The sequence below is a fragment of the Mycobacterium tuberculosis H37Rv genome, assembly GCF_000195955.2.
Lineage (GTDB): Bacteria > Actinomycetota > Actinomycetes > Mycobacteriales > Mycobacteriaceae > Mycobacterium > Mycobacterium tuberculosis.
On sequence record NC_000962.3, the window covers coordinates 3,689,446 to 3,715,719 of the forward strand.

The window sequence follows — 26,274 nt, forward strand, 5'->3', positions numbered from 1 at the left end:
ACCGGCTCCTGTCAGTTACTCGTCGGTAGGTGGTGTGGCACCAAGGCTAGTTGTTCAGCCGCGTCTTGAGCTGCCGTGCAGTCCAGATCGTCGTGCGCCATCAGCCGGCGGGCCGCCTCGGTTATCGAACCCGACAACGATGGGTAAACGGCCAGTGTCTGGGCCAGCTCGTTGACGGTGATGCGGTTCTGAACGGCTACGGCGATGGGCAGGATCAGCTCCGATGCGATCGGCGCCACCACCACGCCGCCGATCACAACGCCGGTGGACCGCCGGCAGAAGATCTTGACGAACCCGTGACGCATCTCCGACATCTTGGCGCGCGCGTTGGTTCGTAACGGCAGCATGATGGTCCGGGCGGCCACCGAACCGGCGTCGATGACCGATTGCGGCACCCCGACCGCGGCGATCTCGGGCCTGGTGAAAACCGTCGCGGCCACCGTGCGTAACCGGATCGGGCTGACGCCCTCCCCCAGCGCGTGGTACATCGCGATGCGGCCCTGCATTGCGGCGACCGACGCCAGGGGCAGCAAACCCGTGCAGTCGCCCGCGGCGTAGATGCCGGTCGCCAACGTCCGCGACACCCGGTCCACGGTCAGGTAATTGCCCCGGCCAAGCTGGATGCCGACCCGTTCCAGGCCCAGGCCGCTGGTGTTGGGCACCGACCCGATGGTCATCAGGGCGTGGCTGCCCTCGACGGTGCGACCGTCGGTCATCGTGACGAGCACCCCGGCCCCGGTGCGGGTGACCGATGCTGCCCGGGCATTTTTGAACAGCCGGACTCCCCGTTCGGCGAACGACTCTTCCAGGACCAGCGCAGCGTCAGCGTCCTCATACGGCAGCACGTGGTCCTGGCTGGCCACCACCGTGACCGGCACCCCCAATTCGGTATAGGCGTCCACGAACTCAGCACCGGTAACCCCGGAGCCCACCACGATGAGGTGGTCGGGCAACGCGTCCAAGTCGTAGAGCTGCCGCCAGGTCAGAATGCGCTCACCGTCCGGCTGGGCCGACGGCAGGATCCGCGGGCTGGCGCCGGTGGCGACCAGCACGACGTCGGCCTCATGCTCACTGGTGGAGCCGTCGGCGGCGGTCGCCTTAATGCGATGGCGCGCCAGACCCGGTGTGGAGTCGATCAACTCGCCCCGGCCGGCGATCACCTGAACCCCCATGCTGAGCAGCTGGGCGGTGATGTCGGCCGACTGTGCGGCGGCCAGCGTCTTGACCCGGGCATGGATTTGCGGCAACGAGATCTTGGCGTCGTCGAAGTCGATATGAAAGCCCAGGTGCGGCGCTCGGCGCAGTTCGGTACGCAGCCCGGTGGAGGCGATGAACGTCTTCGACGGCACACAGTCGTCCAGTACGGCAGCCCCGCCGATGCCGTCGCAGTCAATCACGGTAACTTGGGTTGTTTCCGGGTGTGAGGTGGCGGCCACCAGTGCGGCCTCGTAACCGGCCGGGCCGCCACCGAGGATCACGATGCGGGTCACCACAGCCCATAACCTAGCTCGGCGACGATGCACGCCGCGCAGCGGCGTGAGGAGGAGCCGAGCAGTCCAACACAGCTCGGCGACGATGCACGCCGCGCAGCGGCGTGAGGAGGAGCCGAGCAGTCAAGCACAGCTTGACGATGACCCGCACCGCAGCGCGGCGCGATGGGTACCACCCGAGCCCCCGCCGTCTAAGCTTTCCCCCGTGCCGCTCTACGCCGCCTACGGGTCGAACATGCATCCCGAGCAGATGCTCGAGCGCGCACCCCACTCGCCGATGGCCGGAACCGGCTGGTTACCCGGGTGGCGGCTGACGTTCGGCGGCGAGGACATCGGCTGGGAAGGGGCGCTTGCCACCGTCGTCGAAGACCCAGATTCGAAGGTGTTCGTCGTGCTCTACGACATGACCCCGGCGGACGAGAAGAACCTTGACCGGTGGGAAGGCTCCGAGTTCGGCATCCACCAGAAGATCCGATGCCGCGTGGAGCGCATTTCCTCGGACACCACAACGGATCCCGTCCTCGCGTGGTTGTACGTTTTGGACGCCTGGGAGGGTGGCCTGCCGTCGGCCCGCTATCTAGGTGTGATGGCCGATGCCGCTGAGATCGCGGGCGCGCCAAGTGATTACGTACATGACTTGCGTACTCGCCCGGCCCGCAACATCGGCCCGGGAACTATTGCCTAATTATCGCGAGCGCCCAGGCTAATGCGCGGCGGCCTGCTCGATGATGTTGACCATCACCCGCAGCCCGATCGCCAGGGCTCGCTCGTCGATGTCGAACGTCGGCTGATGCAGGTCCAACTGCAGTCCGTCACCGGACCACACGCCCAGTCGAGCCATCGCGCCGGGAACCTCCTCCAAATACCAGGAGAAGTCCTCACCACCGCCGGACTGCCGGGTATCGGCCAGCACACCTGGGCCAATAGCCTCAATAGCGTGGGCGAGAATGCGTGTCGAGATTTCCTCGTTGACCACCGGCGGCACCCCCCGACGGTATTGCAGCGTGTGCTCGATCGCCAACGGTAATAGCAACGCCGAAATGGCTTGGCGGACAAGCTCCTCAAGGTCAACCCAGGTCTGCCGGCTGGCCGTGCGAACAGTGCCGGACAGAACTCCGGTTTGCGGAATGGCGTTGGCGGCCATACCCGCGTTGACCGCGCCCCACACCAGCACGGTGCTGTTACGTGGGTCGATGCGACGCGACAGCACCCCGGGCAGCCCGGTGACCAGCGTGCCGAGCCCGTAGACGAGGTCGGCGGTCAAGTGTGGACGCGACGTGTGCCCGCCCGGCGAATACAGCGTGATTTCTATCGAGTCGGCCGCCGACGTGATGGGGCCTTGCCGAACGGCGACCTTGCCGACTTCAAGCCGGGGATCGCAGTGCAGGGCGAAGATCCGCGACACCCCGGCCAACGCGCCGGCCGCGATCGCGTCGATGGCACCACCGGGCATCAGTTCCTCGGCCGCCTGGAAGATCAACCGCACCCCCACCGGCAGCTCCGGTACCGAAGCCAATGCCAATGCGGCACCCAGCAGGATCGCGGTGTGCGCATCATGGCCACAAGCATGCGCGACGTTGGGCATGGTCGAGGCGTAGGGCGCGCCGGTCCGCTCGGCCATCGGCAGCGCATCCATATCGGCGCGCAGCGCGATCCGCGGCTGATGCTGAGGACCGAAGTCGCAGGTGAGTCCCGTTCCACCGGGCAGCACCTTGGGGTTCAGCCCCGCGTCGGCTAACCGCTCGGCGACGAACTGGGTAGTGGCGTATTCCTGACGGCCCAACTCCGGATAGCGGTGGATGTGCCGGCGCCAGCCGACCAGGTCGTCGTGGTGGGCGGCTAGCCATGATTCGGCGGCGTCGGCGAGGCTCATCGCGCCGCCCTGCGCTGCTGCGCGGCCAGCACCCGGTCACGCTCATCAGGAGTCTGCGCGAGACGGACAACCGTGCGTGCCAACATGATCGCGCCGTCAACCACCGCGCGGTCGGCGCTGGCACCAGCGGAAGCGACGGTGAAGGCCCGTTGGTGCACCGTCGCCGCGCCGGCGTCCAGGCCGATCACCGGATGGATCCCGGGCAGCACCTGCGTCACGTTGCCCATGTCGGTGCTACCCAGCGGCAGCTCTGCCTCCAAGGCTGGCAGCAACGGCTCGCGCCCCAGCCGCTGCATCTCCTCCCGGCACACGTCAGCCAGCCACGGGTCGGGTTTGAGCTCCGCGTATGCCGGTGCAGCCTCGTCGATTTCGTATTCGCACCCGGCGGCCAGCGCGCCGGCCGCAAAGCAGGCGAACATTCTGGTCTGCAGCTCGCGCAGCGAATCCGATTCGACCGCACGCATCGCATACTGCAGCCTCGCCTGCCCGGGGATGACATTGACCGCCTGCCCGCCGTCGGTCACAATGCCGTGCACCATTTGCCCGGGCGCCAATTGCTGTCGAAGTACCCCAATAGCGACCTGCGCCACGGTCACGGCGTCGGCGGCGTTAACCCCTAGGTGCGGCGCGACGGCCGCGTGCGATTCCTTACCCCGATAGCGCACGGTGACCTCGGACAGGGCCAGTGATCGTGCGCCGGCGATATCGGTCGGCCCGGGATGGACCATCACGGCCACCGCAACGTCATCGAACGTCCCGGCCTGCAGCATCAGCGCCTTACCGCCGCCGGACTCCTCGGCAGGGGTCCCCAGCAGAGCCACGGTCAAGCCCAGGTCGTCCGCCACCTCAGCCAGTGCCAGCGCGGTGCCCACAGCGGAGGCCGCAATAATGTTGTGCCCGCAGGCGTGTCCGATCCCGGGAAGCGCGTCGTACTCGGCGCACACTCCGACAACCAACGGTCCGCTGCCGTAGTCGGCGCGAAACGCCGTGTCCAACCCACCGGCGGCCGTGGTGATCTCGAAACCGCGTTCGGCGACCAGCGCCTGAGCCTTGGCGCAGCTGCGATGCTCGGCGAACGCCAGCTCGGGCTCGGCGTGGATGGCATGGGACAGCTCGACCAGCTCGCCACCACGGCGCCGCACCAATTCCTCGACGCGGTCGGATGCGCTGGCTGCTGGCATGCTCGCAGTATCTCATCGACGAGCACCCGCTCCCCGGCGAGCGGCTCAGTTAAGCTCGCCCAGTGTGGCTGACCCGCGCCCCGATCCCGACGAACTGGCCCGGCGGGCGGCGCAGGTCATCGCTGACCGCACCGGGATCGGCGAACATGACGTCGCGGTCGTGCTCGGGTCGGGATGGTTACCGGCCGTTGCGGCGTTGGGCTCCCCGACCACCGTGCTGCCGCAGGCCGAACTGCCCGGGTTTGTGCCGCCAACCGCAGCCGGGCATGCGGGCGAGCTACTGTCCGTGCCCATCGGTGCGCACCGGGTGCTGGTGCTGGCCGGTCGCATCCACGCCTACGAGGGACACGACCTGCGCTACGTCGTGCATCCGGTTCGGGCGGCCCGTGCGGCAGGGGCGCAGATTATGGTGCTCACCAACGCCGCCGGTGGGCTGCGGGCGGACCTTCAGGTCGGCCAGCCGGTGCTGATCAGCGATCACCTGAACCTGACCGCACGTTCGCCACTGGTTGGCGGGGAGTTCGTCGACCTGACCGACGCCTACTCACCGCGACTGCGGGAACTCGCCCGCCAATCCGACCCGCAGCTGGCCGAAGGCGTCTACGCCGGCCTGCCGGGGCCGCACTACGAGACACCGGCGGAGATCCGGATGTTGCAGACACTGGGCGCCGACCTGGTCGGCATGTCCACGGTGCACGAGACCATCGCGGCCCGGGCGGCGGGCGCTGAGGTACTGGGCGTATCCCTGGTGACAAATCTGGCGGCCGGGATCACCGGCGAGCCGCTGAGCCACGCCGAGGTGCTCGCCGCCGGAGCCGCATCGGCGACTCGGATGGGCGCGCTGCTAGCCGACGTGATCGCCCGGTTCTAAGCCGTGACGCCAGAGAATTGGATCGCCCACGACCCGGACCCGCAGACGGCCGCCGAGCTCGCCGCCTGCGGCCCCGACGAGCTGAAAGCGCGGTTCAGCCGCCCACTGGCGTTCGGCACCGCGGGGTTGCGCGGGCACCTGCGGGGCGGGCCGGACGCGATGAACCTGGCGGTGGTGTTGCGCGCCACCTGGGCGGTGGCACGGGTGCTCACGGATCGAGGTCTGGCTGGTTCGCCGGTGATCGTGGGGCGCGACGCTCGGCACGGCTCACCGGCGTTTGCCGCTGCGGCCGCCGAAGTGCTTGCCGCCGCAGGTTTTTCCGTGCTGCTTCTGCCCGATCCCGCACCCACCCCGGTGGTGGCGTTCGCGGTGCGGCACACCGGCGCCGCCGCTGGGATACAGATCACGGCGTCACACAACCCGGCGACCGACAACGGCTACAAGGTCTATGTCGACGGCGGCCTTCAGCTCCTCGCCCCTACCGACCGGCAGATCGAAGCCGCGATGGCCACCGCGCCCCCGGCCGATCAGATCGCCAGGAAGACCGTCAACCCCAGTGAAAACCGCGCCTCCGATCTGATCGACCGTTATATCCAGCGTGCGGCCGGGGTCCGAAGGTGCGCCGGTTCGGTCCGGGTGGCCCTGACGCCGCTGCACGGGGTTGGCGGGGCGATGGCCGTCGAGACCCTTCGGCGAGCCGGTTTCACCGAGGTGCATACCGTGGCGACGCAATTCGCGCCGAATCCCGACTTCCCCACCGTGACATTGCCGAACCCCGAGGAGCCCGGAGCCACCGACGCACTGCTCACCCTGGCTACCGACGTGGACGCCGACGTCGCGATCGCGCTGGATCCCGATGCGGATCGCTGCGCGGTCGGGATACCCACGGTGTCGGGATGGCGGATGCTGTCCGGTGACGAAACCGGTTGGCTACTAGGTGATTACATCTTGTCGCAAACCGACGACCGGGCGTCGCCGCCGGAAACCAGGGTGGTGGCCAGCACCGTGGTGTCGTCGCGGATGCTGGCGGCGATCGCCGCGCATCACGCTGCCGTGCACGTGGAGACCCTCACCGGCTTTAAGTGGCTGGCGCGCGCCGATGCGAACCTGCCCGGCACCCTGGTGTACGCCTACGAGGAAGCGATCGGGCACTGCGTCGACCCCACCGCGGTGCGTGACAAAGACGGCATCAGCGCCGCGGTGTTGGTGTGCGATCTGGTGGCCGCGCTCAAAGGCCAGGGTCGTTCGGTGACCGACGCGCTCGACGAGCTCGCCCGATGCTACGGCGTGCATGAGGTTGCCGCCCTGTCACGCCCCGTGAGCGGCGCCGTCGAGACCACCGACCTGATGCGACGGCTCCGCGAGGACCCGCCGCGTCGGCTGGCCGGTTTCCCCGCCACGGTCACCGATATCGGCGACACGCTGATCCTCACCGGCGGCGACGACAACATGTTGGTCAGGGTGGCGGTGCGGCCTTCTGGAACAGAACCGAAGCTGAAGTGCTACTTGGAGATTCGCTGCGCGGTGACCGGTGACCTACCAGCTGCCCGACAGCTGGTGCGGGCGAGGATCGATGAGCTGTCGGCTAGCGTGCGGCGGTGGTGGTGACTCAGCGCGGGCCGAACTGGCGATCGCCGGCATCGCCGAGACCGGGCACAATGTAGGCGACCTCGTTAAGCCCTTCGTCGATGGCCGCAGTGAACAACCGCACGTTTGGCGCAGCCTTCTGCAGCGCCGCGATTCCTTCTGGCGCCGCAACCACACACAGCACCGTGATATCCGCTGCACCGCGCGAGATCAGCAGACCGAGGGTGTGCGTCATCGACCCGCCGGTGGCCACCATCGGGTCAAGCACCATGACCGGTACATCCGTCAGGTCGTCGGGCAGCGAGTCCAGATACGGCACCGGCTGGTGGGTTTGCTCGTCGCGGGCGACACCGACAAAGCCAACGTGCGCCTCCGGCAAGGCGGCATGCGCCTCGTCGACCATCCCCAACCCCGCCCGCAACACAGGAACCAGCAGGGGTGGCTTGGTTAGCCGCGACCCGACCGTCTCGGCCAGCGGCGTACGGATCGGGACTGGCTCGCAGGGCGCATCGCGGGTGGCCTCATAGATCAACAGCAGCGTGAGCTCGCGCAGCGCTGCCCGGAAGCCGGCGTTGTCGGTGCGTTCGTCACGCAGCGTGGTCAGTCGGGCCGCGGCCAGTGGGTGGTCAACGACATGGACCTGCACGGCGTTGAACCCTATATAACAATCGTGGCTCGGTCCCCTAAAAGGGGGCTGATACGGGTGCGTCCATCCGCGCGACCGGTCAACCCCGTCCATATACTCCCGGCATGCTCCGCGGAATCCAGGCTCTCAGCCGGCCCCTGACCAGGGTATACCGTGCCTTGGCGGTGATCGGTGTCCTGGCAGCATCGTTGCTGGCCTCATGGGTCGGCGCTGTCCCACAAGTGGGTCTGGCAGCGAGTGCCCTGCCGACCTTCGCGCACGTGGTCATCGTGGTGGAGGAGAACCGCTCGCAGGCCGCCATCATCGGTAACAAGTCGGCTCCCTTCATCAATTCGCTGGCCGCCAACGGCGCGATGATGGCCCAGGCGTTCGCCGAAACACACCCGAGCGAACCGAACTACCTGGCACTGTTCGCTGGCAACACATTCGGGTTGACGAAGAACACCTGCCCCGTCAACGGCGGCGCGCTGCCCAACCTGGGTTCTGAGTTGCTCAGCGCCGGTTACACATTCATGGGGTTCGCCGAAGACTTGCCTGCGGTCGGCTCCACGGTGTGCAGTGCGGGCAAATACGCACGCAAACACGTGCCGTGGGTCAACTTCAGTAACGTGCCGACGACACTGTCGGTGCCGTTTTCGGCATTTCCGAAGCCGCAGAATTACCCCGGCCTGCCGACGGTGTCGTTTGTCATCCCTAACGCCGACAACGACATGCACGACGGCTCGATCGCCCAAGGCGACGCCTGGCTGAACCGCCACCTGTCGGCATATGCCAACTGGGCCAAGACAAACAACAGCCTGCTCGTTGTGACCTGGGACGAAGACGACGGCAGCAGCCGCAATCAGATCCCGACGGTGTTCTACGGCGCGCACGTGCGGCCCGGAACTTACAACGAGACCATCAGCCACTACAACGTGCTGTCCACATTGGAGCAGATCTACGGACTGCCCAAGACGGGTTATGCGACCAATGCTCCGCCAATAACCGATATTTGGGGCGACTAGCCGCCGTCGCTATTCTGTGCCGCATGGTTGCTGACCTCGTACCCATCCGCTTGAGCCTGTCCGCTGGTGACCGCTACACGCTGTGGGCTCCTCGCTGGCGGGATGCCGGCGACGAGTGGGAGGCGTTCCTGGGCAAAGACGACGACCTGTATGGCTTCGAGAGCGTCTCTGACCTGGTCGCGTTCGTGCGCACCGACACCGAGAACGACCTGGTCGACCACCCGGCATGGCAAGACCTGACCGGAGCCCACGCGCACAACCTCAATCCGGCCGAAGACAATCAGTTCGACCTGGTCGTCGTCGAGGAACTGCTGGCTGAGAAGCCGACGGCGGAGTCAGTGGCCGCGCTGGCCGCCTCATTGGCGATCGTATCCGCCATCGGATCGGTGTGCGAACTGGCGGCAGTGTCGAAGTTCTTCAACGGCAATCCCATCCTGGGCACGGTTTCCGGCGGGCTCGAACACTTCACCGGAAAAGCCGGCAATAAACGCTGGAATTCGATTGCCGAGGTCATCGGACGCAGCTGGGACGACGTGCTCGCGGCCATCGACGAGATCATCAGCACCCCCGAGGTCGACGCTGAGCTGTCGGAAAAGGTCGCCGAGGAGTTGGCGGAGGAGCCCGAGGGCGCCGAGGAAGTGGCGGCGGAGGTGGAGGCCACGCAGGACACGCAGGAGGCGGCCGAGTCCGACGACGAGGAAGCCGACGCACCCGGTGACAGTGTCGTACTGGGCGGCGATCGGGACTTCTGGTTGCAGGTGGGCATCGACCCGATCCAGATCATGACGGGCACCGCCACCTTCTACACGCTTCGCTGTTACCTGGATGATCGACCGATCTTCCTGGGCCGCAATGGTCGGATCAGTGTGTTTGGCTCCGAGCGGGCATTGGCCCGCTATCTTGCCGATGAGCACGACCACGACTTGTCGGACCTGAGCACCTACGACGACATCCGCACGGCCGCCACCGACGGCTCGCTGGCGGTTGCCGTTACCGACGACAACGTCTATGTGCTCAGTGGGCTGGTCGACGATTTTGCCGACGGGCCGGACGCGGTGGACCGTGAGCAGCTCGACCTGGCCGTCGAGCTGCTCCGCGATATCGGCGACTACTCCGAGGACAGCGCAGTCGACAAGGCACTCGAGACAACCCGCCCGCTGGGCCAGCTGGTGGCCTATGTGTTGGACCCCCACTCGGTCGGCAAACCCACGGCCCCGTATGCGGCGGCTGTCCGTGAATGGGAGAAATTGGAAAGGTTCGTGGAGTCGCGGCTCAGGCGCGAATAGGCACCGTCAGCCGGCGAAGGCTAGCCGCCGCGGCGCTTGCCGATGTCCAGGGCACACGCGGCGAGGATCGCATCCCAGTCTTCGATGTTGAAATGGCCCTTGCCGTGCGCCCAGTGCAAATCAACGTGCGGAATCGCGCGCTGCAGGTATTCGCCCATGGCGCGTGGCACGAAGGAGTCACGATCACCCAGCCAGATATGGGTAGGCACGGCCACCTCGGCGAGGTCGAAACCCCACGGCCGAAATTGCAGAAATGATTCATAGGCTGCGCCGCGGCTGCCCTGTCGGAACGCTTCGAGCTGGATGGCGCGCAGGTGGCGGCCGAAGCGTTCGTCGCTCAGCAGGTGCTTGTCGGCCGCGGGGACCGCAGCCGCCAACAACGTAGAAAACAGCCCGGGCGTGTATTTCGCGCACCAGCCGAGCGGGGCAAACAACGCACCGAATAGCCGCGGCCCGCTTCGCGCCAACCGCGCGTAGCACCGATCGGCCGCGTTGAGGCTGCGCATGATATCCGGCGTCGCCAGTGGACCCCATGGTCCGAGCGCGCCGACGAACGCTAGTCGGGTCCGCGGGATGACGGCACCGCAGGCGAATAGGTGCGGTCCCGCGCCCGAATGCCCGACCACCCCGAACTCCTCCAGCTCGAACGCGTCAGCCAGGGCACACACGTCCGCGGGCCAATCGCGAAAATTGCGTCCCGCTTGAAAGGTGGAGCGCCCGTACCCGGGCCGATCAATCGCTATCAGTCGGAAGCCGGTGCGCCGCGCGGCACCATCGGCGAAGGCCCCCTCGAGCCGCGAACTTGGCGTGCCGTGGAAGTAGAACGCTGGGTAGCCGGTGCTATCACCCCATTCCAGGTAGGCAAGCGCCCGCCCGTCGGGCAGCATGAGCACATCCGCCTCGTCGGTGCGAATGCGCTCGGGCAGCGATGGCGGTGGCCCGGTCAAGAGCACACCAGCGATGGTATGCCGATCAGAGTCGATTCAGCGCGCGTGCCATGCACGAGTCCTCGAGGAACCGATAGCGCCTAGGCTGGGACTGCCGCAACCACAGCCGATCCAGCGCCGAACGCACGATCCGGCGAACGGGTGTGCGGGTAACAGCCTTGTCGATGTCGATGGTGGAGGCGCTGTCGCCGTTCATGACAGGTTCCCTTCAAGCGTCCTGCAAGCGGTTGCCAAAGCCGTCGCCTATTTTCTGTCATCGGACGGCGCGATCCATCGGCACGGGAGCGTAAATCTGCCCCGCCGGGGGTCGTAGCTTGCCGGGGGCACGCCCGGGTTTATACGCGTATTCGCTGATGCGGCCCGGTCAACGAGCGCTATGCGCCGCCACCGGCAGCCGGGGGCGGCGGCGCAGCACCGGGATCGTCAAGCACGGGACCTTCGAGGATGGGTCCGGGGTAGTCGCGGCTGTGGTCGGGGCCGTCGCTGTCGCGGTGGAAGTCGTCATGGCAGGTGTAGGGATCCCAGTTGGGCCCCCATGCGGGGTCGAAAGGCTGCCCCGGGCACCAGTAGTAGTCGGGCACCGGCGCGGTTTGGGCTGCGGACTGCGCGCCGACCCCGAGACCCGCCACACCCGTGGCCAGGATGCACGCCGCCAGCATGAGCGTGCGGCACGCGAACCGGTACATGCGATGACGGTACGAAAGCGATCTGGCAAGCAACTGGACGCTAGGTGCGATATACCAGAGAACTTGCTGATTACTCGCTGTGACCCATGAGCGCCGCGAACCGCGGCTTGATCACTTCGTCGATTATCGCCAGCCGCTGGTCGAACGGAATGAACGCGGATTTCATCGCATTGACGGTGAAGCGCGCCAGGTCGCTCCAGCCATAACCGAAAGCCTCTACCAAACGATGCATTTCGAGGCTCATCGAGGTGTCGCTCATCAGCCGGTTGTCGGTATTGACGGTCACCCGGAACCGGGCCCGAGCCAGTAGGTCGAACGGATGCTCGGCGATGCTTGCGACCGCGCCGGTCTGCACGTTGGAGCTGGGGCACAGCTCCAGCGGAATTCGCTTGTCCCGCAGGATAGCTGCCAGCCGACCCAACTGGAAACCGCCGTCGGCATCCACGTCGATGTCGTCGACGATCCGCACCCCGTGACCCAGCCGGTCGGCACCGCAGAAGGCGATCGCCTCGTGGATGGACGGCAACCCGAACGCCTCACCGGCATGAATCGTGAAGCGCGCGTTGTGATCACGCATGTACTCGAATGCATCCAAGTGCCGGGTTGGCGGGTGGCCGGCCTCCGCGCCGGCGATGTCGAATCCGACAACTCCCTTGTCCCGGAACCGGATCGCCAACTCTGCGATCTCCCGGGACATTGCGGCGTGCCGCATCGCGGTGACCAGACAGCGGACGGTGATGGGTTGACCATCGGCGGCACACGCCTTCTCGCCGGCGGCGAAGCCCGTCAGAACGGTGTCGACGACGTCGTCGAACGACAGCCCGCAGCTGATGTGCAGCTCCGGCGCGAACCGCACCTCGGCATAGACCACCGAATCGGCGGCCAGGTCTTGCGCGCATTCGAAGGCGACCCGATACAAGGCCTCGGGAGTCTGCATCACCGCCACCGTGTGCGAAAACGGTTCCAGGTAGCGCTCCAGCGAGCCGCTGTGCGACTGGGTGCGAAACCAACTTGCCAGCGCGTCGACGTCAGTTGCCGGCAGGTCGTCGTATCCGACCTGCCCGGCAATGTCCAGCACGGTGGCCGGCCGCAGCCCGCCGTCGAGGTGATCGTGCAGCAACGCCTTGGGGGCTAGCCTGATCGTCTGCAGGGTCGGCGCAGCGGTCATCAGACGATCCGATCGACGATTAGCGGCCGCACCTGCGGCGGACTGTCCCGGATACTCCAACCGCCGGCCAGCTCGGCTCGCGCCGCACCAAAGCGCTCGGGAGCATTCGTGTAGAGGGTGAACAACGGCTCACCGACCACAACCGGCTCCCCCGGGCGGCGATGAATCCGCACCCCCGCACCGTGCTGTACGCGTGCGCCCGGGCGGGACCTGCCCGCACCGAGTCGCCATGCCGCTAACCCCACTGCCATCGCATCGATGTCGCCCATTGTGCCGCTCGCGCCCGCCGTGACGGTTTCCGAATGCGAACCGATCGGCAACGGTTTCGACAAGTCACCTCCCTGCGCGGCAACCAACCGGCGAAACCGGTCCATTGCGGTGCCGTCCCGCAGCGTCTGGGCCGGGTCCCGGCCGTGGATCCCGGCAAGCTCGAGCATCTCGCCGGCCAGCCGCAACGTCAGCTCCACCACGTCGGGCGGTCCGCCGCCGGCCAGCACCTCCAGCGCCTCGGCCACCTCGAGCGCATTGCCGACGGTTCGACCCAGCGGGCAGTTCATCTCCGTCAGCAGGGCACGGGTGGGCACGCCATGCGCCGCGCCCAGTTCGACCATGGTGTGCGCAAGTTCGCGCGCCTGCACTGGCGACCTCATGAAGGCCCCGGAACCAACCTTGACGTCGAGCACCAGTGCACCCGCACCCTCAGCCAGCTTCTTGCTCATAATCGAACTGGCGATCAACGGCAGCGATTCGACGGTGCCGGTAATGTCGCGCAGCGCATACAGCTTGGCATCGGCTGGCGCCAGCTGGCCGGCGGCGAAGATCGCGGCGCCGACGTCGCAAAGCTGCTCGCGCACCCGCTGGTTGGACAGATTCGCGGTGAACCCGGTGATGGATTCCAGCTTGTCCAGGGTGCCGCCGGTGTGGCCGAGTCCGCGGCCCGACGCCTGGGGCACTGCGCCACCGCAGGCGGCGACGACGGGCACCAATGGCAGCGTGATTTTGTCACCTACCCCGCCGGTGGAATGCTTGTCCACGGTCGCTAGTGGCAGATCGGTGAAATCCAGCCGGGCACCCGAGGCCAGCATGGCCGCCGTCCATCTGGCGATCTCGCCGCGGTCCATGCCCCGCCAAACGATCGCCATCAGCAGCGCCGACATCTGTTCGTCGGCGACCCGGCCGTCGGTATAGGCCTTGACGACCCAGTCGATGGCGGCGTCGGACAACCGGCCGCCGTCACGTTTGGTGCGGATGACGGTCGGGGCGTCGAATGCGAAGTCGGTCACCGGCGTTCCCGGGGGAGGTCGTCGAGGCCGAAGGCGTCGGGCAGCAGGTCGCCGAGCCGGCGGGGTCGCACCGGATGGTCGATCAGTAGCTCGGAACCCCCGTGTTCGAGCAGCACCTGACGGCATCGCCCGCACGGCATCAGCACGGATCCATGGCCGTCGACGCAGGCCAGCGCGAGCAGCCGGCCGCCGCCGGTCGAATGCAGGGCGCACACCACCGCACATTCGGCGCACAAAGTCAAGCCATACGAGACGTTTTCCACGTTGCATCCGGTCACCACGCGACCATCGTCGACCAGTGCGGCCGCACCCACCGCAAACCGCGAATACGGCACATAGGCTCCGGCTGCTGCCTGGGTTGCATTGCCCCGCAGCATATTCCAATCGACATCAGGCATTCGGCAACCCCGCTCGTCGATGGGCCGACTAAGAAAAGCCAGCCTAACCCCGGATCCACACACGATCCCGATCGGACTGTTCGACACCGCGGGCAACCTGGCCAAGTTAAGCTCGATTGCCCGGCTCTAGCTGTTCGATAGTGCTTTTAAGGGGTTTGCCAGCGGTGAATACAACGGCGACAACCGTCTCGCGCGGGCGGCGGCCACCTCGGACCCTGTATCGGGGAGATCCCGGTATGTGGTCGTGGGTATGCCATCGCATCAGCGGCGCGACGATTTTCTTCTTCCTGTTTGTCCATGTCCTGGACGCCGCCATGCTGCGGGTGAGCCCGCAGACCTACAACGCGGTGCTGGCGACCTACAAGACCCCGATCGTCGGCCTGATGGAGTACGGCCTAGTCGCCGCGGTCCTTTTTCACGCACTGAACGGGATTCGGGTCATCTTGATCGATTTCTGGTCGGAAGGCCCGCGCTATCAGCGGCTGATGTTGTGGATCATCGGCAGCGTCTTCCTCTTGCTGATGGTTCCGGCAGGCGTGGTGGTGGGCATCCACATGTGGGAGCACTTCCGATGAGCGCCCCGGTCAGACAGCGCAGCCATGACCGTCCAGCCAGCCTGGACAACCCACGATCACCACGGCGGCGTGCCGGCATGCCCAACTTCGAGAAATTCGCCTGGCTGTTCATGCGGTTTTCCGGTGTTGTGTTGGTGTTCCTGGCGATCGGGCACGTGTTCATCATGCTGATGTGGGACAACGGCGTGTATCGCCTGGACTTCAACTTCGTTGCCCAACGCTGGGCGTCGCCGTTCTGGCAGACCTGGGATCTGCTGTTGTTGTGGCTGGCGCAGCTGCACGGCGGCAACGGTCTGCGCACCATCATTGACGACTACAGCCGCAAAGACACCACCCGATTCTGGCTGAACTCGTTGCTGGTGTTGTCCATGCTGTTCACCCTGATGCTGGGAACCTACGTGATAGTGACATTCGACCCGAACATCTCCTGAAAGGCCCGGAAGGAGCACATGATCACGCCACCTCTCCCCCGCAAGCGGGCGGTACCCCCACCTCATCGCTGCGGCCCCCTCGTCGCTTCGCGGCTGGGGGTGCCCCCACTGCATCGTCGGCGGCGGCGTTGATCTGCCAACACCGATACGACGTGGTGATCGTCGGCGCGGGCGGTGCCGGGATGCGCGCCGCGGTCGAGGCGGGTCCGCGGGTGCGTACCGCGGTGCTGACCAAGCTGTATCCCACCCGCAGCCACACCGGCGCGGCCCAGGGCGGCATGTGCGCCGCGCTGGCCAACGTCGAGGACGACAACTGGGAGTGGCACACGTTCGACACCGTCAAGGGCGGCGACTATCTCGCCGACCAGGACGCCGTGGAGATCATGTGCAAGGAAGCCATCGACGCGGTGCTCGACCTGGAGAAGATGGGGATGCCGTTCAACCGCACCCCCGAGGGCCGCATCGACCAGCGCCGCTTCGGCGGGCACACCCGCGACCACGGCAAGGCCCCGGTGCGCCGGGCCTGCTACGCGGCCGATCGCACCGGCCACATGATTCTGCAGACGCTGTATCAGAACTGCGTCAAGCACGACGTCGAGTTCTTCAACGAGTTTTACGCGCTGGATTTGGCTTTGACTCAAACGCCGTCGGGCCCGGTGGCCACCGGGGTGATCGCCTACGAGCTAGCGACCGGTGACATCCATGTCTTTCACGCCAAGGCCGTCGTGATCGCGACCGGCGGCTCGGGCCGCATGTATAAGACCACGTCCAACGCACACACCCTGACCGGCGACGGCATCGGCATCGTGTTCCGCAAGGGACTTCCCTTGGAGGACATGGAGTTTCACCAGTTTCACCCTACCGGCCTGGCCGGTCTGGGCATCTTAATCTCCGAAGCGGTGCGCGGCGAAGGCGGCCGGCTGCTCAACGGGGAAGGTGAGCGTTTCATGGAGCGCTACGCCCCGACGATCGTCGACCTAGCGCCCCGCGACATCGTCGCCCGCTCGATGGTGCTGGAAGTGCTGGAGGGACGCGGCGCCGGACCGCTCAAGGACTACGTCTACATCGACGTCCGCCACCTGGGCGAGGAAGTGCTCGAGGCCAAGCTGCCCGACATCACCGAGTTCGCCCGCACCTACCTGGGCGTGGATCCGGTCACCGAGCTGGTGCCGGTCTACCCGACGTGCCACTACCTGATGGGCGGCATCCCGACCACAGTCACCGGGCAGGTGCTGCGGGACAACACCAGCGTTGTCCCGGGCCTGTATGCGGCCGGCGAGTGCGCGTGCGTGTCGGTGCATGGCGCCAACCGGCTGGGCACCAACTCGCTGTTGGATATCAACGTCTTCGGTCGTCGGGCCGGCATCGCCGCCGCCAGTTATGCGCAGGGTCACGACTTTGTCGACATGCCGCCCAACCCGGAGGCCATGGTGGTGGGCTGGGTCAGCGACATCCTGTCCGAACACGGAAACGAGCGGGTCGCCGACATTCGCGGGGCGCTGCAGCAGTCGATGGACAACAACGCCGCGGTGTTCCGCACCGAGGAGACCCTGAAGCAGGCGCTCACCGACATCCACGCGCTCAAGGAGCGCTACTCCCGAATCACGGTGCACGACAAGGGGAAACGCTTCAACACCGACCTGCTGGAAGCCATCGAGCTGGGATTTTTACTGGAGCTGGCCGAGGTCACGGTGGTCGGCGCTTTGAATCGCAAGGAGTCCCGCGGCGGTCACGCCCGCGAGGACTATCCCAACCGCGACGACGTCAACTACATGCGACACACCATGGCCTACAAGGAAATTGGGGCCGATAAGGAGGGCCCCGAGCTGCGCAGCGATGTCCGCCTTGATTTCAAACCCGTCGTGCAGACCCGTTACGAACCCAAGGAACGGAAGTACTAATGAGCGTCGAGCCGGACGTCGAAACTTTGGATCCGCCCCTACCGCCGGTACCGGACGGCGCGGTGATGGTGACCGTCAAGATCGCCCGGTTCAACCCCGACGACCCCGACGCGTTCGCGGCCACCGGCGGCTGGCAGAGCTTCCGGGTGCCCTGTTTGCCCAGCGATCGGCTGCTCAACCTGCTCATCTACATCAAGGGCTACCTCGACGGCACGCTCACCTTCCGGCGATCCTGCGCCCATGGGGTGTGCGGCTCTGATGCCATGCGCATCAACGGGGTGAACCGGCTGGCCTGCAAGGTGCTGATGCGTGACCTGCTGCCGAAGAAGAAGGGCAAATCGTTGACCGTCACGGTCGAGCCGATCCGCGGGCTGCCGGTGGAAAAGGACCTGGTGGTCGACATGGAGCCGTTCTTCGACGCCTACCGGGCGATCAAACCGTACCTGATCACCAGCGGCAACCCGCCCACCCGCGAACGGATCCAGAGCCCGACCGACCGCGCCCGCTACGACGACACCACCAAGTGCATCCTGTGCGCGTGCTGCACCACCAGCTGCCCGGTGTTCTGGCACGAGGGCAGCTACTTCGGCCCGGCGGCGATCGTCAACGCGCACCGCTTCATCTTCGACAGCCGCGACGAGGCCGCCGCCGAGCGCCTCGACATCCTCAACGAGGTCGACGGGGTGTGGCGCTGCCGCACCACGTTCAACTGCACCGAATCCTGCCCACGGGGCATTGAGGTGACCAAGGCGATCCAGGAGGTCAAGCGCGCGCTGATGTTCACCCGCTGAGGGCTTGCGCGAGCAGACGCAAAATCGCCCGAAAACCAGTGGTTTTGGGCGATTTTGCGTCTGCTCGCGCAGCCGGGTCTACAGCGTTGCCAGGTGCTGTTTGGTTGCGCCAGGAACCGCAGTCAACGCAATCGACTGATCGAAGGTGACAAATCGGCCATCATGAGCGACCGCGAGGGCCAGCAAGTACGCGTCGGTGACCTGTTTGGGGCTGTGCAGGCGGGAACGATCGATGACCTTTGAGTCGAGAATGCTGACGGTGCAGGACCAGAACTCGTGATAGCGCGTGTGCGTCGCACGAGCCAACAAGTCGATGGCATGGGCTACCGAGATTGGGCTGGGATAGCGCGGTTGGCTGATGACGCGGACGAACCCGTTTTGGGTGATCGCACAGGAAGCCCATCCCCGCTCGATCTGCCCGGTGATCCACGCTCGGGCGCGCTCGTGGTCGACGTGATCGCGGTCCAACAGCGCCAGTAGCACGTTGACGTCCAACAGCGCTCGCATCGATCACACGGCCTCCTCGTCACGAAGCCGATCGATCAGCGCGTTCGATACCGCTCCACCGCGATGAGGCAGGGGTTCGAAGCCATGAAAGGCGTCCTCCTGGCTCGCCGCAGGCTGGGGATTCTGGTTGGTTAACGCTTGCCGGGCCAGATCCGACAGGATTTCACCCGCGGTGCGCTTCTCCCTGCGTGCCCGTTCCTTCACGGCCAGCAATACATCGTCGTCGATGGACAACGTGGTGCGCATGCATCAGATGCTATCGCACCAATCTGGGCGCAACGCGTCTACAGGATGGCCAGCGCTCGCGGCATTGAGAATCTCCTTCGTGGGTGCACTCCCACGCGAGGTAGGGGCCGACGACCACCATCTATGCCCCTGGCAACGGTGAGCGCCGCGCGATCATGATCCGCGACGGCGCCGAATCGCAGTTACCCTGCCCCTCGTGTACAACGGTGAAGTCGGCAGGAAGCAGACACGCTGGCTCTCCCGGCTTGACACGTCGCTTCGCGCTGGCTGTGCCCGCCTCGGCGCCACTGAGAGCCAGCGACTCCCATGCCAATACGCCGCCTGGCATCACCGCCTCACAGGCGCGGTGAAATATCGCCGCATCCCAAAAGAGCCTGCTGAGCACCAGCGCGAAACGCGTCTCGCCGGGTTCCCAGCAGCCCAAGTCGGCCTGCACGAGGTTGAGCCGATCGGCCACGCCTCGACGCACGGCCTCGCTGTCCAGCTGCAGCAGCGCGACATCGGACACATCGATTGCGGTGACCTGGCGGCCGTGGGCGGCCAACGCCAGTGCGGTACCCGATCGACCGCTGGCTAACTCCAGAACGGGACCGTCCGGAACGCCTGCTCTGAGGACATCGGCGAGCCAAGGCACCGGGGCAAACGGCGCGTGCGCCGAACCCGCGCGTTCGTATCGCGCGTTCCAGTCGACGCGGTTGGGGTGCTCCCGCAGCGCCGGATCCGTCTGCACGCTCATGGCCGATTGGCCACCCACTCAACACCGTCGAGTGCGAACTCCTTCTTCCATATCGGCACATCCTGTTTGAGCCGCTCGATGCACATGCGAGCGGCGTCGAACGCGGCCGCGCGGTGAGGAGCCGAAGCACCGATGACAACCGCCGCATCACCGATGCGCAATTCACCGGTCCGGTGTGCCACGGCAACTCGCACACCGTCGGCCTGTCGTTCACACTCTTCGATGATGTCCATCAGCGTGCGGTGCACCATGGCCGGATAGGCCTCGTAGTACAACTTGGTCACTTCGTGGCCGTTGTTGTTGTTACGCACGGTACCCACGAAGATGACGGCGCCGCCCTGGGAAGGTCCAGATATCGCGTTGAGCACTTCATCGACGCTCAGCGGCTCATCGGTGAGCCGGCAGTAGACATCGGAGCCCCCGGCAACCTGCGGTATGAACGCCACCGTGTCGCCATCGTCGAGAATCGTTGATGCTGGCGCTATGGATTCGTTAACGGCCATCCGCACTCGCTTGCGAAAATCAGCAAGTGGCGGATAGTCGATTTGCAATTGGTCGACTAAGCCGTCGACGGTGGTGCCGCTTTCGAGTGAGATCTTCTCGTGAGCGACCTTGCACGCTTCGCGAACCGCGCCAAAGTAGAGCACATTGACAGTAATCATTCAACATCCATCCTCGGTGGAGCCACCATCGCTGGGTTTGACGTCCGCGTCGTGCCGCCGGTAATGACCCGATCGGCCACCGCTTTTTTCGTCCAATCTGATATCCGTGATCGTCATGGCACGGTCGACTGCTTTGCACATGTCGTAAACCGTGAGCGCTGTCACCGTAACGGCGGTCAACGCCTCCATCTCCACACCCGTACGTGCCACCGTGGTCACCGTCGCCGCAATCGAGAGCCGGTCCGCGCCCTGCGGCTCGAGCGTGACGGTGACCGCCTCGATCCCCAGCGGGTGACACAGCGGGATAAGCTCACCGGTCCGTTTGGCCGCCATAATGCCGGCTATCCGTGCGGTCGCTATGACATCGCCCTTTGCCGCGGTGCCGTGACAGATCATGTCCAGGGTCGACGGTTTCATCAGGACGGCCCCGGATGCCCGCGCTCGCCGCAAGGTCACCGCCTTCGCCGACACATCGACCATTCGGGCGGCGCCTTGTTCATCAAGGTGGGTAAGCACCCCATCGTGGTCGTTCACCGTGCCACCTGCTGGCTGCATTGCTCATCGTGCACTGCGCTGAAAGCCTCGGCGAGGTCGAAGTCGACGCGAGTCAAACAGTGCATCTGGCGCGTCCAACAAGTCAACCGCACCGACCGCTTGTTATGGACACTGAACCGCCCCGGCATGTCCGGAGACTCCAGTTCTTGGAAAGGATGGGGTCATGTCAGGTGGTTCATCGAGGAGGTACCCGCCGGAGCTGCGTGAGCGGGCGGTGCGGATGGTCGCAGAGATCCGCGGTCAGCACGATTCGGAGTGGGCAGCGATCAGTGAGGTCGCCCGTCTACTTGGTGTTGGCTGCGCGGAGACGGTGCGTAAGTGGGTGCGCCAGGCGCAGGTCGATGCCGGCGCACGGCCCGGGACCACGACCGAAGAATCCGCTGAGCTGAAGCGCTTGCGGCGGGACAACGCCGAATTGCGAAGGGCGAACGCGATTTTAAAGACCGCGTCGGCTTTCTTCGCGGCCGAGCTCGACCGGCCAGCACGCTAATTACCCGGTTCATCGCCGATCATCAGGGCCACCGCGAGGGCCCCGATGGTTTGCGGTGGGGTGTCGAGTCGATCTGCACACAGCTGACCGAGCTGGGTGTGCCGATCGCCCCATCGACCTACTACGACCACATCAACCGGGAGCCCAGCCGCCGCGAGCTGCGCGATGGCGAACTCAAGGAGCACATCAGCCGCGTCCACGCCGCCAACTACGGTGTTTACGGTGCCCGCAAAGTGTGGCTAACCCTGAACCGTGAGGGCATCGAGGTGGCCAGATGCACCGTCGAACGGCTGATGACCAAACTCGGCCTGTCCGGGACCACCCGCGGCAAAGCCCGCAGGACCACGATCGCTGATCCGGCCACAGCCCGTCCCGCCGATCTCGTCCAGCGCCGCTTCGGACCACCAGCACCTAACCGGCTGTGGGTAGCAGACCTCACCTATGTGTCGACCTGGGCAGGGTTCGCCTACGTGGCCTTTGTCACCGACGCCTACGCTCGCAGGATCCTGGGCTGGCGGGTCGCTTCCACGATGGCCACCTCCATGGTCCTCGACGCGATCGAGCAAGCCATCTGGACCCGCCAACAAGAAGGCGTACTCGACCTGAAAGACGTTATCCACCATACGGATAGGGGATCTCAGTACACATCGATCCGGTTCAGCGAGCGGCTCGCCGAGGCAGGCATCCAACCGTCGGTCGGAGCGGTCGGAAGCTCCTATGACAATGCACTAGCCGAGACGATCAACGGCCTATACAAGACCGAGCTGATCAAACCCGGCAAGCCCTGGCGGTCCATCGAGGATGTCGAGTTGGCCACCGCGCGCTGGGTCGACTGGTTCAACCATCGCCGCCTCTACCAGTACTGCGGCGACGTCCCGCCGGTCGAACTCGAGGCTGCCTACTACGCTCAACGCCAGAGACCAGCCGCCGGCTGAGGTCTCAGATCAGAGAGTCTCCGGACTCACCGGGGCGGTTCAGAGGCAACCACCATGGTTGTTGTTGGAACCGATGCGCACAAGTACAGCCACACCTTTGTGGCCACCGACGAAGTGGGTCGCCAACTCGGTGAGAAGACCGTCAAGGCCACCACGGCCGGGCACGCCACAGCCATCATGTGGGCCCGTGAACAGTTCGGCCTCGAGCTGATCTGGGGCATCGAGGACTGCCGCAACATGTCGGCGCGTCTGGAGCGTGACCTACTGGCGGCCGGCCAGCAGGTGGTGCGGGTACCCACCAAGCTGATGGCCCAGACCCGCAAGTCGGCGCGCAGTCGGGGCAAGTCGGATCCGATCGATGCGCTGGCGGTGGCGCGGGCGGTGCTGCGTGAAACCGACCTACCCCTGGCCACCCACGACGAGACGTCGCGGGAGTTGAAGTTGTTGACTGACCGTCGAGATGTCCTTGTGGCCCAACGCACGTCGGCGATCAACCGGTTGCGCTGGCTCGTCCATGAACTCGATCCCGAGCGGGCACCGGCAGCACGCTCGCTCGATGCCGCCAAGCACCAGCAGGCCCTGCGGACCTGGCTGGACACCCAGCCAGGATTGGTCGCCGAACTCGCGCGCGCCGAGCTGACCGACATCATCCGGCTCACCGGCGAGATCAACACCCTAGCCCAGCGCATCAGCGCCCGAGTCCACCAGGTCGCCCCCGCACTGCTGGAAATCCCTGGCTGCGCGGAGCTGACTGCAGCCAAAATCGTCGGCGAAGCCGCCGGAGTGACCCGGTTCAAAAGCGAAGCCGCCTTCGCCTGCCATGCCGCAGTGGCTCCCATCCCGGTGTGGTCGGGCAACACCGCCGGCCAGATGCGGCTCAGCCGCTCGGGCAACCGCCAGCTCAACGCCGCCCTACACCGCATCGCACTGACCCAAATCCGGATGACCGACAGCCGGGGCCAGGCCTACTACCAAAGGCTGCAAGACGCCGGGAAAACCAAACGCGCAGCACTACGCTGCCTCAAACGCCGCCTAGCCCGCACCGTCTTCCAGGCCCTGCGCACCGTCCACCAGCCCAGCTCCGAACACACCCAACCCGCGGCCGCTTGCCATAGGAGCTATTGCTCGTCACACCTCGGCGAGCCACCTCGTCTAACGGATATGACACAGAAAACCCGCATCCAGCCCCTACCTCCCAAGCGAGCCGGCCTGTTGATCCGCGCACTGTATCGGATCGCCAAGCGGCGCTTCGGCGAAGTTCCCGAGCCGTTCACGGTCACCGCACATCATCGGCGGCTGCTGATCGCCAATGTGGTGCACGAAGCCCTGCTGCAGCGAGCGTCGCGGAAGCTACCGCCCAGCGTCCGTGAGCTGGCGGTGTTTTGGACCGCCCGCAGCATCGGCTGCTCGTGGTGCGTGGACTTCGGAGCCATGCTGCAGCGCCTGGACGGGCTGGACGTGGACAGGCTCACGGACATCGACAATTACGCCACCTCATCGAAATTCAGCGACGACGAACGCGCCGCCATCGCCTACGCCGAGGCGATGACCGCAGACCCGCATTCGGTGACCGACGAGCAGGTGGCCGACCTGCGGGCCCGCTTCGGCGAGGCCGGCGTGATCGAGCTGACTTACCAGATCGGCGTGGAGAACATGCGAGCCCGGATGAATTCGGCGCTGGGCATCACCGAGCAAGGCTTCAATTCCGGTGATGCCTGCCGCGTCCCGTGGGCTGCGCCCGACGTTCCTTCAGCGGAGAGCCGGTGAACTTGTCGGGATTGGCGATATCCCACAGCGCGCACACCTTTCCGTCGCGCACGGTTATCGCGGTGATCCGCGGCGCCATCGCCCGATACCCGTCGACCCCGGGTAAGCCCGCCGTGTAGGCGCCGAGCTCTCCGTTGACCAGCGCCAGCTGATTCGCGCCGAAGAGCCCCGGGCCGTAACGCTGGACCAGCCCGAGTATGAACCGGACCACCTTGTCGGATCCGCGGACGGCCCGTACCGCTGTGGGCGCCTTGCCATTCGAATCGCCGGTAAACGTCACGTCGGGATGCAGCAGCGACACCACCGTGTCCAGGTCACCAGCGGCCATGGCGGCCATCAGCCGGCCGACCACCTCGTTGTGGGCCGGATCCGGATCCCCCGATATCAGGGCGGGCTGCGCCGTGACGGCCTTGCGGGCCCGCGACGCCAGCTGGCGCGCGGCGGCCTCGCTGGTTCCCAGCACCTCGGCCACTTCGGCAAACGGCACGGCGAACCCGTCGTGCAGCACGAACGCGACCCGCTGATCGGGGCGCAGCCGCTCCAGCACCACCATGGCCGCGAACCTGGCGTCCTCGGCGGCCACCACGGCGGCCAACGGATCGGTCGCGTCCAAGCCGGTGACCACCGGTTCGGGCAGCCAGGTGCCGGTGTAGGTCTCCCGCCGGTGCGCCGCCGACCTCAACTTGTCCAGACCCAGCCGGCTCACCACGGTGGTCAGCCAGGCCCGCGGGTCGGCGATCACGGTGTCCGGTGAGTCCCAGCGCAGCCAGGCCTCCTGCACGATGTCCTCAGCATCGGCGACCGTGCCGGTCAGCCTGTAGGCGACCGACATGAGATGCTGTCGCAGTGCCTCGAATTCGGAAACCTCCATCGAGGTCATTGCCCGAGCCTAGCGCTGCGCTCGCCAACACGACGACACGAAACCTTTGGTTGCACTTCGCCCGGCACGGTGCCGGCATCCAACACCCGGTCATCGTCCGCGGCGACGGCGTCACCATCTTCGACGACCGCGGCAAGAGCTATCTGGACGCCTTGTCCGGGCTGTTCGTGGTGCAGGTCGGTTACGGCCGGGCCGAACTCGCCGAGGCGGCCGCGCGGCAAGCCGGCACGCTGGGGTATTTCCCGCTCTGGGGGTATGCCACCCCGCCGGCGATCGAGCTCGCCGAGCGCCTGGCCCGCTACGCGCCCGGGGACCTAAACCGGGTGTTTTTCACCAGCGGCGGCACCGAGGCCGTCGAAACCGCCTGGAAGGTGGCCAAGCAGTACTTCAAGCTCACCGGCAAACCGGGCAAACAAAAGGTCATTTCACGCTCGATCGCCTACCACGGCACCACCCAGGGCGCGCTGGCGATCACCGGCCTGCCATTGTTCAAGGCGCCATTCGAACCGCTGACGCCGGGCGGCTTCCGGGTGCCCAACACCAATTTCTACCGAGCACCGTTGCACACCGACCTCAAAGAGTTCGGGCGATGGGCTGCTGACCGGATCGCCGAGGCCATCGAGTTCGAAGGCCCCGACACCGTGGCCGCGGTGTTTTTGGAGCCGGTGCAGAACGCGGGCGGCTGCATCCCGGCGCCGCCGGGTTATTTCGAACGGGTCCGCGAGATCTGTGACCGCTACGACGTGCTGCTGGTCTCCGACGAGGTGATCTGTGCGTTCGGCCGGATCGGGTCGATGTTCGCCTGTGAAGACCTCGGCTACGTGCCCGACATGATCACCTGCGCCAAGGGCCTGACGTCGGGCTACTCGCCGCTGGGCGCGATGATCGCCAGCGACCGGTTGTTCGAACCGTTCAACGACGGCGAGACGATGTTCGCACACGGCTACACGTTTGGCGGTCATCCGGTGTCGGCGGCCGTCGGCCTGGCCAACCTCGACATCTTCGAGCGCGAGGGTCTCAGCGATCACGTCAAGCGGAATTCCCCCGCGCTGCGGGCCACCCTGGAGAAACTGTACGACCTGCCCATCGTCGGCGACATCCGCGGCGAGGGGTATTTCTTCGGCATCGAACTGGTCAAAGACCAGGCGACCAAGCAAACCTTCACCGATGACGAACGCGCACGACTGCTAGGCCAGGTATCCGCGGCGCTCTTTGAGGCCGGGCTGTACTGCCGCACCGACGACCGCGGGGACCCCGTCGTCCAGGTGGCTCCCCCGCTGATTAGCGGACAGCCCGAGTTCGACACCATCGAAACCATCCTGCGCAGCGTGCTCACCGACACCGGACGCAAATATCTTCATCTGTAACTTTCGTCCCG

27 protein-coding genes, 1 pseudogene and 7 other annotated features are annotated in these 26,274 nt (G+C 66.0%); of the genes and pseudogenes, 11 read left to right on the forward strand and 17 right to left on the reverse strand.

Annotated elements, in window-relative coordinates; genetic code table 11:
- Window positions 1-11: 11 nt before the first annotated feature.
- Complete coding sequence (lpdA, locus tag Rv3303c; RefSeq protein ID NP_217820.1) at window positions 12-1,493, reverse strand: NAD(P)H quinone reductase LpdA; 1,482 nt, start codon at window positions 1,491-1,493, stop codon at window positions 12-14.
- Window positions 1,494-1,695: 202 nt separating this feature from the next.
- Between lpdA and Rv3304 the strand changes: the two genes are divergently transcribed.
- Window positions 1,696-2,175, forward strand: coding sequence for a hypothetical protein (locus Rv3304; RefSeq protein NP_217821.1), 480 nt, complete (start codon window positions 1,696-1,698; stop codon window positions 2,173-2,175).
- An 18-nt stretch (window positions 2,176-2,193) separates the two neighbouring features.
- Here Rv3304 and amiA1 read toward each other — a convergent pair whose 3' ends face one another.
- Window positions 2,194-3,363, reverse strand: coding sequence for an N-acyl-L-amino acid amidohydrolase AmiA (amiA1, locus tag Rv3305c; protein ID YP_177955.1), 1,170 nt, complete (start codon window positions 3,361-3,363; stop codon window positions 2,194-2,196).
- Window positions 3,360-4,544 carry an amidase AmiB gene (gene amiB1 / locus Rv3306c; protein YP_177956.1) on the reverse strand — a complete coding sequence of 395 codons (1,185 nt, stop codon included), beginning with the start codon at window positions 4,542-4,544 and terminating at the stop codon, window positions 3,360-3,362. The genes amiA1 and amiB1 overlap by 4 nt, the downstream gene beginning before the upstream one ends.
- Before the next feature lie 64 nt (window positions 4,545-4,608).
- On the opposite strand from amiB1, the gene deoD reads away from it, so the two are divergent.
- The gene (deoD, locus tag Rv3307) at window positions 4,609-5,415 is read left to right on the forward strand and encodes a purine nucleoside phosphorylase (RefSeq protein ID NP_217824.1); all 807 of its coding nucleotides are present in this window, start codon (window positions 4,609-4,611) and stop codon (window positions 5,413-5,415) included.
- Window positions 5,416-5,418: 3 nt separating this feature from the next.
- Window positions 5,419-7,023 carry a phosphomannomutase PmmB gene (pmmB, locus tag Rv3308; protein ID NP_217825.1) on the forward strand — a complete coding sequence of 535 codons (1,605 nt, stop codon included), beginning with the start codon at window positions 5,419-5,421 and terminating at the stop codon, window positions 7,021-7,023.
- A gap of 1 nt (window position 7,024) precedes the next feature.
- Here pmmB and upp read toward each other — a convergent pair whose 3' ends face one another.
- Window positions 7,025-7,648, reverse strand: coding sequence for a uracil phosphoribosyltransferase (gene upp, locus Rv3309c; protein ID NP_217826.1), 624 nt, complete (start codon window positions 7,646-7,648; stop codon window positions 7,025-7,027).
- Between the two features lie 104 nt (window positions 7,649-7,752).
- Here upp and sapM point away from each other — a divergent pair, with 104 nt between their 5' ends.
- On the forward strand, window positions 7,753-8,652 hold the full coding sequence (gene sapM / locus Rv3310) for an acid phosphatase (RefSeq protein NP_217827.1): 900 nt from the start codon (window positions 7,753-7,755) through the stop codon (window positions 8,650-8,652).
- A 23-nt stretch (window positions 8,653-8,675) separates the two neighbouring features.
- A complete protein-coding gene (locus tag Rv3311) occupies window positions 8,676-9,938 on the forward strand; it encodes a hypothetical protein (RefSeq protein NP_217828.1) in 1,263 nt (420 codons plus the stop codon).
- 20 nt (window positions 9,939-9,958) lie between these two features.
- Here the strand turns inward: Rv3311 and Rv3312c are convergent, their stop codons facing one another.
- The 6 genes from Rv3312c to cdd all read right to left on the reverse strand — a co-directional run bounded on the left by Rv3312c (window position 9,959) and on the right by cdd (window position 14,420).
- Window positions 9,959-10,885 (reverse strand): hypothetical protein, encoded by a 927-nt coding sequence (locus Rv3312c; protein NP_217829.1) that lies wholly within the window; start codon window positions 10,883-10,885, stop codon window positions 9,959-9,961.
- Between the two features lie 25 nt (window positions 10,886-10,910).
- The gene (locus Rv3312b; protein YP_009030045.1) at window positions 10,911-11,081 is read right to left on the reverse strand and encodes a hypothetical protein; all 171 of its coding nucleotides are present in this window, start codon (window positions 11,079-11,081) and stop codon (window positions 10,911-10,913) included.
- Between the two features lie 178 nt (window positions 11,082-11,259).
- Complete coding sequence (locus Rv3312A; protein YP_177957.1) at window positions 11,260-11,571, reverse strand: pilin; 312 nt, start codon at window positions 11,569-11,571, stop codon at window positions 11,260-11,262.
- Between the two features lie 70 nt (window positions 11,572-11,641).
- Window positions 11,642-12,739: an adenosine deaminase gene (gene add, locus Rv3313c; protein NP_217830.1), complete on the reverse strand. Its 1,098-nt coding sequence runs from the start codon at window positions 12,737-12,739 to the stop codon at window positions 11,642-11,644.
- Window positions 12,739-14,022 (reverse strand): thymidine phosphorylase, encoded by a 1,284-nt coding sequence (deoA, locus tag Rv3314c; RefSeq protein NP_217831.1) that lies wholly within the window; start codon window positions 14,020-14,022, stop codon window positions 12,739-12,741. The genes add and deoA overlap by 1 nt, the downstream gene beginning before the upstream one ends.
- On the reverse strand, window positions 14,019-14,420 hold the full coding sequence (gene cdd, locus Rv3315c; RefSeq protein NP_217832.1) for a cytidine deaminase: 402 nt from the start codon (window positions 14,418-14,420) through the stop codon (window positions 14,019-14,021). The genes deoA and cdd overlap by 4 nt, the downstream gene beginning before the upstream one ends.
- A 236-nt stretch (window positions 14,421-14,656) precedes the next feature.
- On the opposite strand from cdd, the gene sdhC reads away from it, so the two are divergent.
- The 4 genes from sdhC (at window position 14,657) to sdhB (ending at window position 18,118) form a co-directional block, all read left to right on the forward strand.
- Window positions 14,657-14,995, forward strand: coding sequence for a succinate dehydrogenase cytochrome B-556 subunit (gene sdhC / locus Rv3316; protein NP_217833.1), 339 nt, complete (start codon window positions 14,657-14,659; stop codon window positions 14,993-14,995).
- The gene (gene sdhD, locus Rv3317; RefSeq protein ID NP_217834.1) at window positions 14,992-15,426 is read left to right on the forward strand and encodes a succinate dehydrogenase hydrophobic membrane anchor subunit; all 435 of its coding nucleotides are present in this window, start codon (window positions 14,992-14,994) and stop codon (window positions 15,424-15,426) included. The genes sdhC and sdhD overlap by 4 nt, the downstream gene beginning before the upstream one ends.
- Before the next feature lie 23 nt (window positions 15,427-15,449).
- Window positions 15,450-15,559, reverse strand: a repeat region (110 bp Mycobacterial Interspersed Repetitive Unit,Class III).
- Window positions 15,555-17,327, forward strand: a complete 1,773-nt coding sequence (gene sdhA / locus Rv3318; RefSeq protein NP_217835.1) for a succinate dehydrogenase flavoprotein subunit — start codon at window positions 15,555-15,557, stop codon at window positions 17,325-17,327. Its footprint overlaps the feature before it by 5 nt.
- Window positions 17,327-18,118 carry a succinate dehydrogenase iron-sulphur protein subunit gene (sdhB, locus tag Rv3319; protein NP_217836.1) on the forward strand — a complete coding sequence of 264 codons (792 nt, stop codon included), beginning with the start codon at window positions 17,327-17,329 and terminating at the stop codon, window positions 18,116-18,118. The genes sdhA and sdhB overlap by 1 nt, the downstream gene beginning before the upstream one ends.
- A gap of 78 nt (window positions 18,119-18,196) precedes the next feature.
- Here the strand turns inward: sdhB and vapC44 are convergent, their stop codons facing one another.
- From vapC44 to Rv3324A, 6 genes and pseudogenes are all read right to left on the reverse strand, one after another.
- The gene (vapC44, locus tag Rv3320c; RefSeq protein ID NP_217837.1) at window positions 18,197-18,625 is read right to left on the reverse strand and encodes a ribonuclease VapC44; all 429 of its coding nucleotides are present in this window, start codon (window positions 18,623-18,625) and stop codon (window positions 18,197-18,199) included.
- A gap of 3 nt (window positions 18,626-18,628) precedes the next feature.
- Window positions 18,629-18,871: an antitoxin VapB44 gene (gene vapB44, locus Rv3321c; RefSeq protein NP_217838.1), complete on the reverse strand. Its 243-nt coding sequence runs from the start codon at window positions 18,869-18,871 to the stop codon at window positions 18,629-18,631.
- A 121-nt stretch (window positions 18,872-18,992) separates the two neighbouring features.
- A complete protein-coding gene (locus Rv3322c; protein ID YP_177958.1) occupies window positions 18,993-19,607 on the reverse strand; it encodes a methyltransferase in 615 nt (204 codons plus the stop codon).
- Window positions 19,604-20,269, reverse strand: a complete 666-nt coding sequence (moaX, locus tag Rv3323c) for a MoaD-MoaE fusion protein MoaX (RefSeq protein ID YP_177959.1) — start codon at window positions 20,267-20,269, stop codon at window positions 19,604-19,606. The genes Rv3322c and moaX overlap by 4 nt, the downstream gene beginning before the upstream one ends.
- Window positions 20,270-20,803, reverse strand: a complete 534-nt coding sequence (gene moaC3, locus Rv3324c) for a cyclic pyranopterin monophosphate synthase accessory protein (protein ID NP_217841.3) — start codon at window positions 20,801-20,803, stop codon at window positions 20,270-20,272.
- Window positions 20,800-20,934, reverse strand: a sequence feature (Probable pseudogene moaB3,fragment of pterin-4-alpha-carbinolamine dehydratase,equivalent to C-terminus of MT3426|Q8VJ32 pterin-4-alpha-carbinolamine dehydratase from Mycobacterium tuberculosis strain CDC1551). It overlaps the preceding gene by 4 nt.
- Window positions 20,800-20,934, reverse strand: a pseudogene (locus tag Rv3324A). Its footprint overlaps the feature before it by 135 nt. The gene moaC3 and the pseudogene Rv3324A overlap by 4 nt, the downstream one beginning before the upstream one ends.
- A gap of 2 nt (window positions 20,935-20,936) precedes the next feature.
- Window positions 20,937-20,964 (forward strand) — a repeat region (28 bp inverted repeat at left end of IS6110,TGAACCGCCCCGGCATGTCCGGAGACTC).
- Window positions 20,937-22,291: a mobile genetic element (IS6110-14, len: 1355 nt. Insertion sequence IS6110.), on the forward strand. It overlaps the preceding feature by 28 nt.
- Window positions 20,988-22,249, forward strand: a sequence feature (similar to insertion sequence element IS986/IS6110 transposase; Probable transposase for insertion element IS6110. Identical to many other M. tuberculosis IS6110 transposase subunits. The transposase described here may be made by a frame shifting mechanism during translation,the sequence UUUUAAAG maybe responsible for such a frameshifting event (see McAdam et al., 1990).). Its footprint overlaps the feature before it by 1,262 nt.
- Window positions 22,264-22,291, reverse strand: a repeat region (28 bp inverted repeat at right end of IS6110,TGAACCGCCCCGGTGAGTCCGGAGACTC).
- Window positions 22,292-23,377 (forward strand) — a mobile genetic element (IS1547-2, len: 1086 nt. Region corresponding to Insertion sequence IS1547, positions 1982 3067 in EM_NEW:MTY13470.).
- Between Rv3324A and Rv3327 the strand changes: the two are divergent.
- The gene (locus Rv3327) at window positions 22,304-24,016 is read left to right on the forward strand and encodes a transposase fusion protein (protein NP_217844.1); all 1,713 of its coding nucleotides are present in this window, start codon (window positions 22,304-22,306) and stop codon (window positions 24,014-24,016) included. Its footprint overlaps the feature before it by 1,074 nt.
- Here the strand turns inward: Rv3327 and sigJ are convergent.
- Window positions 23,949-24,887 carry an ECF RNA polymerase sigma factor SigJ gene (gene sigJ / locus Rv3328c; protein ID NP_217845.1) on the reverse strand — a complete coding sequence of 313 codons (939 nt, stop codon included), beginning with the start codon at window positions 24,885-24,887 and terminating at the stop codon, window positions 23,949-23,951. The genes Rv3327 and sigJ overlap by 68 nt on opposite strands.
- 59 nt (window positions 24,888-24,946) lie before the next feature.
- On the opposite strand from sigJ, the gene Rv3329 reads away from it, so the two are divergent.
- On the forward strand, window positions 24,947-26,263 hold the full coding sequence (locus tag Rv3329) for an aminotransferase (protein NP_217846.3): 1,317 nt from the start codon (window positions 24,947-24,949) through the stop codon (window positions 26,261-26,263).
- The last annotated feature ends 11 nt before the right edge of the window (window positions 26,264-26,274 follow it).

What these genes read in the sequence shown, in the direction of transcription:
- vapB44 (NP_217838.1), bottom strand. Translation starts at nt 18,871, where the DNA reads ATGCGCACCACGTTGTCCATCGACGACGATGTATTGCTGGCCGTGAAG.
- amiA1 (YP_177955.1), bottom strand. Translation starts at nt 3,363, where the DNA reads ATGAGCCTCGCCGACGCCGCCGAATCATGGCTAGCCGCCCACCACGAC.
- sdhD (NP_217834.1), top strand. Translation starts at nt 14,992, where the DNA reads ATGAGCGCCCCGGTCAGACAGCGCAGCCATGACCGTCCAGCCAGCCTG.
- moaX (YP_177959.1), bottom strand. Translation starts at nt 20,269, where the DNA reads ATGATTACTGTCAATGTGCTCTACTTTGGCGCGGTTCGCGAAGCGTGC.
- sigJ (NP_217845.1), bottom strand. Translation starts at nt 24,887, where the DNA reads ATGGAGGTTTCCGAATTCGAGGCACTGCGACAGCATCTCATGTCGGTC.
- Rv3327 (NP_217844.1), top strand. Translation starts at nt 22,304, where the DNA reads ATGGTTGTTGTTGGAACCGATGCGCACAAGTACAGCCACACCTTTGTG.
- cdd (NP_217832.1), bottom strand. Translation starts at nt 14,420, where the DNA reads ATGCCTGATGTCGATTGGAATATGCTGCGGGGCAATGCAACCCAGGCA.
- sapM (NP_217827.1), top strand. Translation starts at nt 7,753, where the DNA reads ATGCTCCGCGGAATCCAGGCTCTCAGCCGGCCCCTGACCAGGGTATAC.
- Rv3311 (NP_217828.1), top strand. Translation starts at nt 8,676, where the DNA reads ATGGTTGCTGACCTCGTACCCATCCGCTTGAGCCTGTCCGCTGGTGAC.
- add (NP_217830.1), bottom strand. Translation starts at nt 12,739, where the DNA reads ATGACCGCTGCGCCGACCCTGCAGACGATCAGGCTAGCCCCCAAGGCG.
- vapC44 (NP_217837.1), bottom strand. Translation starts at nt 18,625, where the DNA reads ATGCGAGCGCTGTTGGACGTCAACGTGCTACTGGCGCTGTTGGACCGC.
- Rv3312A (YP_177957.1), bottom strand. Translation starts at nt 11,571, where the DNA reads ATGTACCGGTTCGCGTGCCGCACGCTCATGCTGGCGGCGTGCATCCTG.
- sdhB (NP_217836.1), top strand. Translation starts at nt 17,327, where the DNA reads ATGAGCGTCGAGCCGGACGTCGAAACTTTGGATCCGCCCCTACCGCCG.
- sdhC (NP_217833.1), top strand. Translation starts at nt 14,657, where the DNA reads ATGTGGTCGTGGGTATGCCATCGCATCAGCGGCGCGACGATTTTCTTC.
- Rv3322c (YP_177958.1), bottom strand. Translation starts at nt 19,607, where the DNA reads ATGAGCGTGCAGACGGATCCGGCGCTGCGGGAGCACCCCAACCGCGTC.
- Rv3312b (YP_009030045.1), bottom strand. Translation starts at nt 11,081, where the DNA reads ATGAACGGCGACAGCGCCTCCACCATCGACATCGACAAGGCTGTTACC.
- amiB1 (YP_177956.1), bottom strand. Translation starts at nt 4,544, where the DNA reads ATGCCAGCAGCCAGCGCATCCGACCGCGTCGAGGAATTGGTGCGGCGC.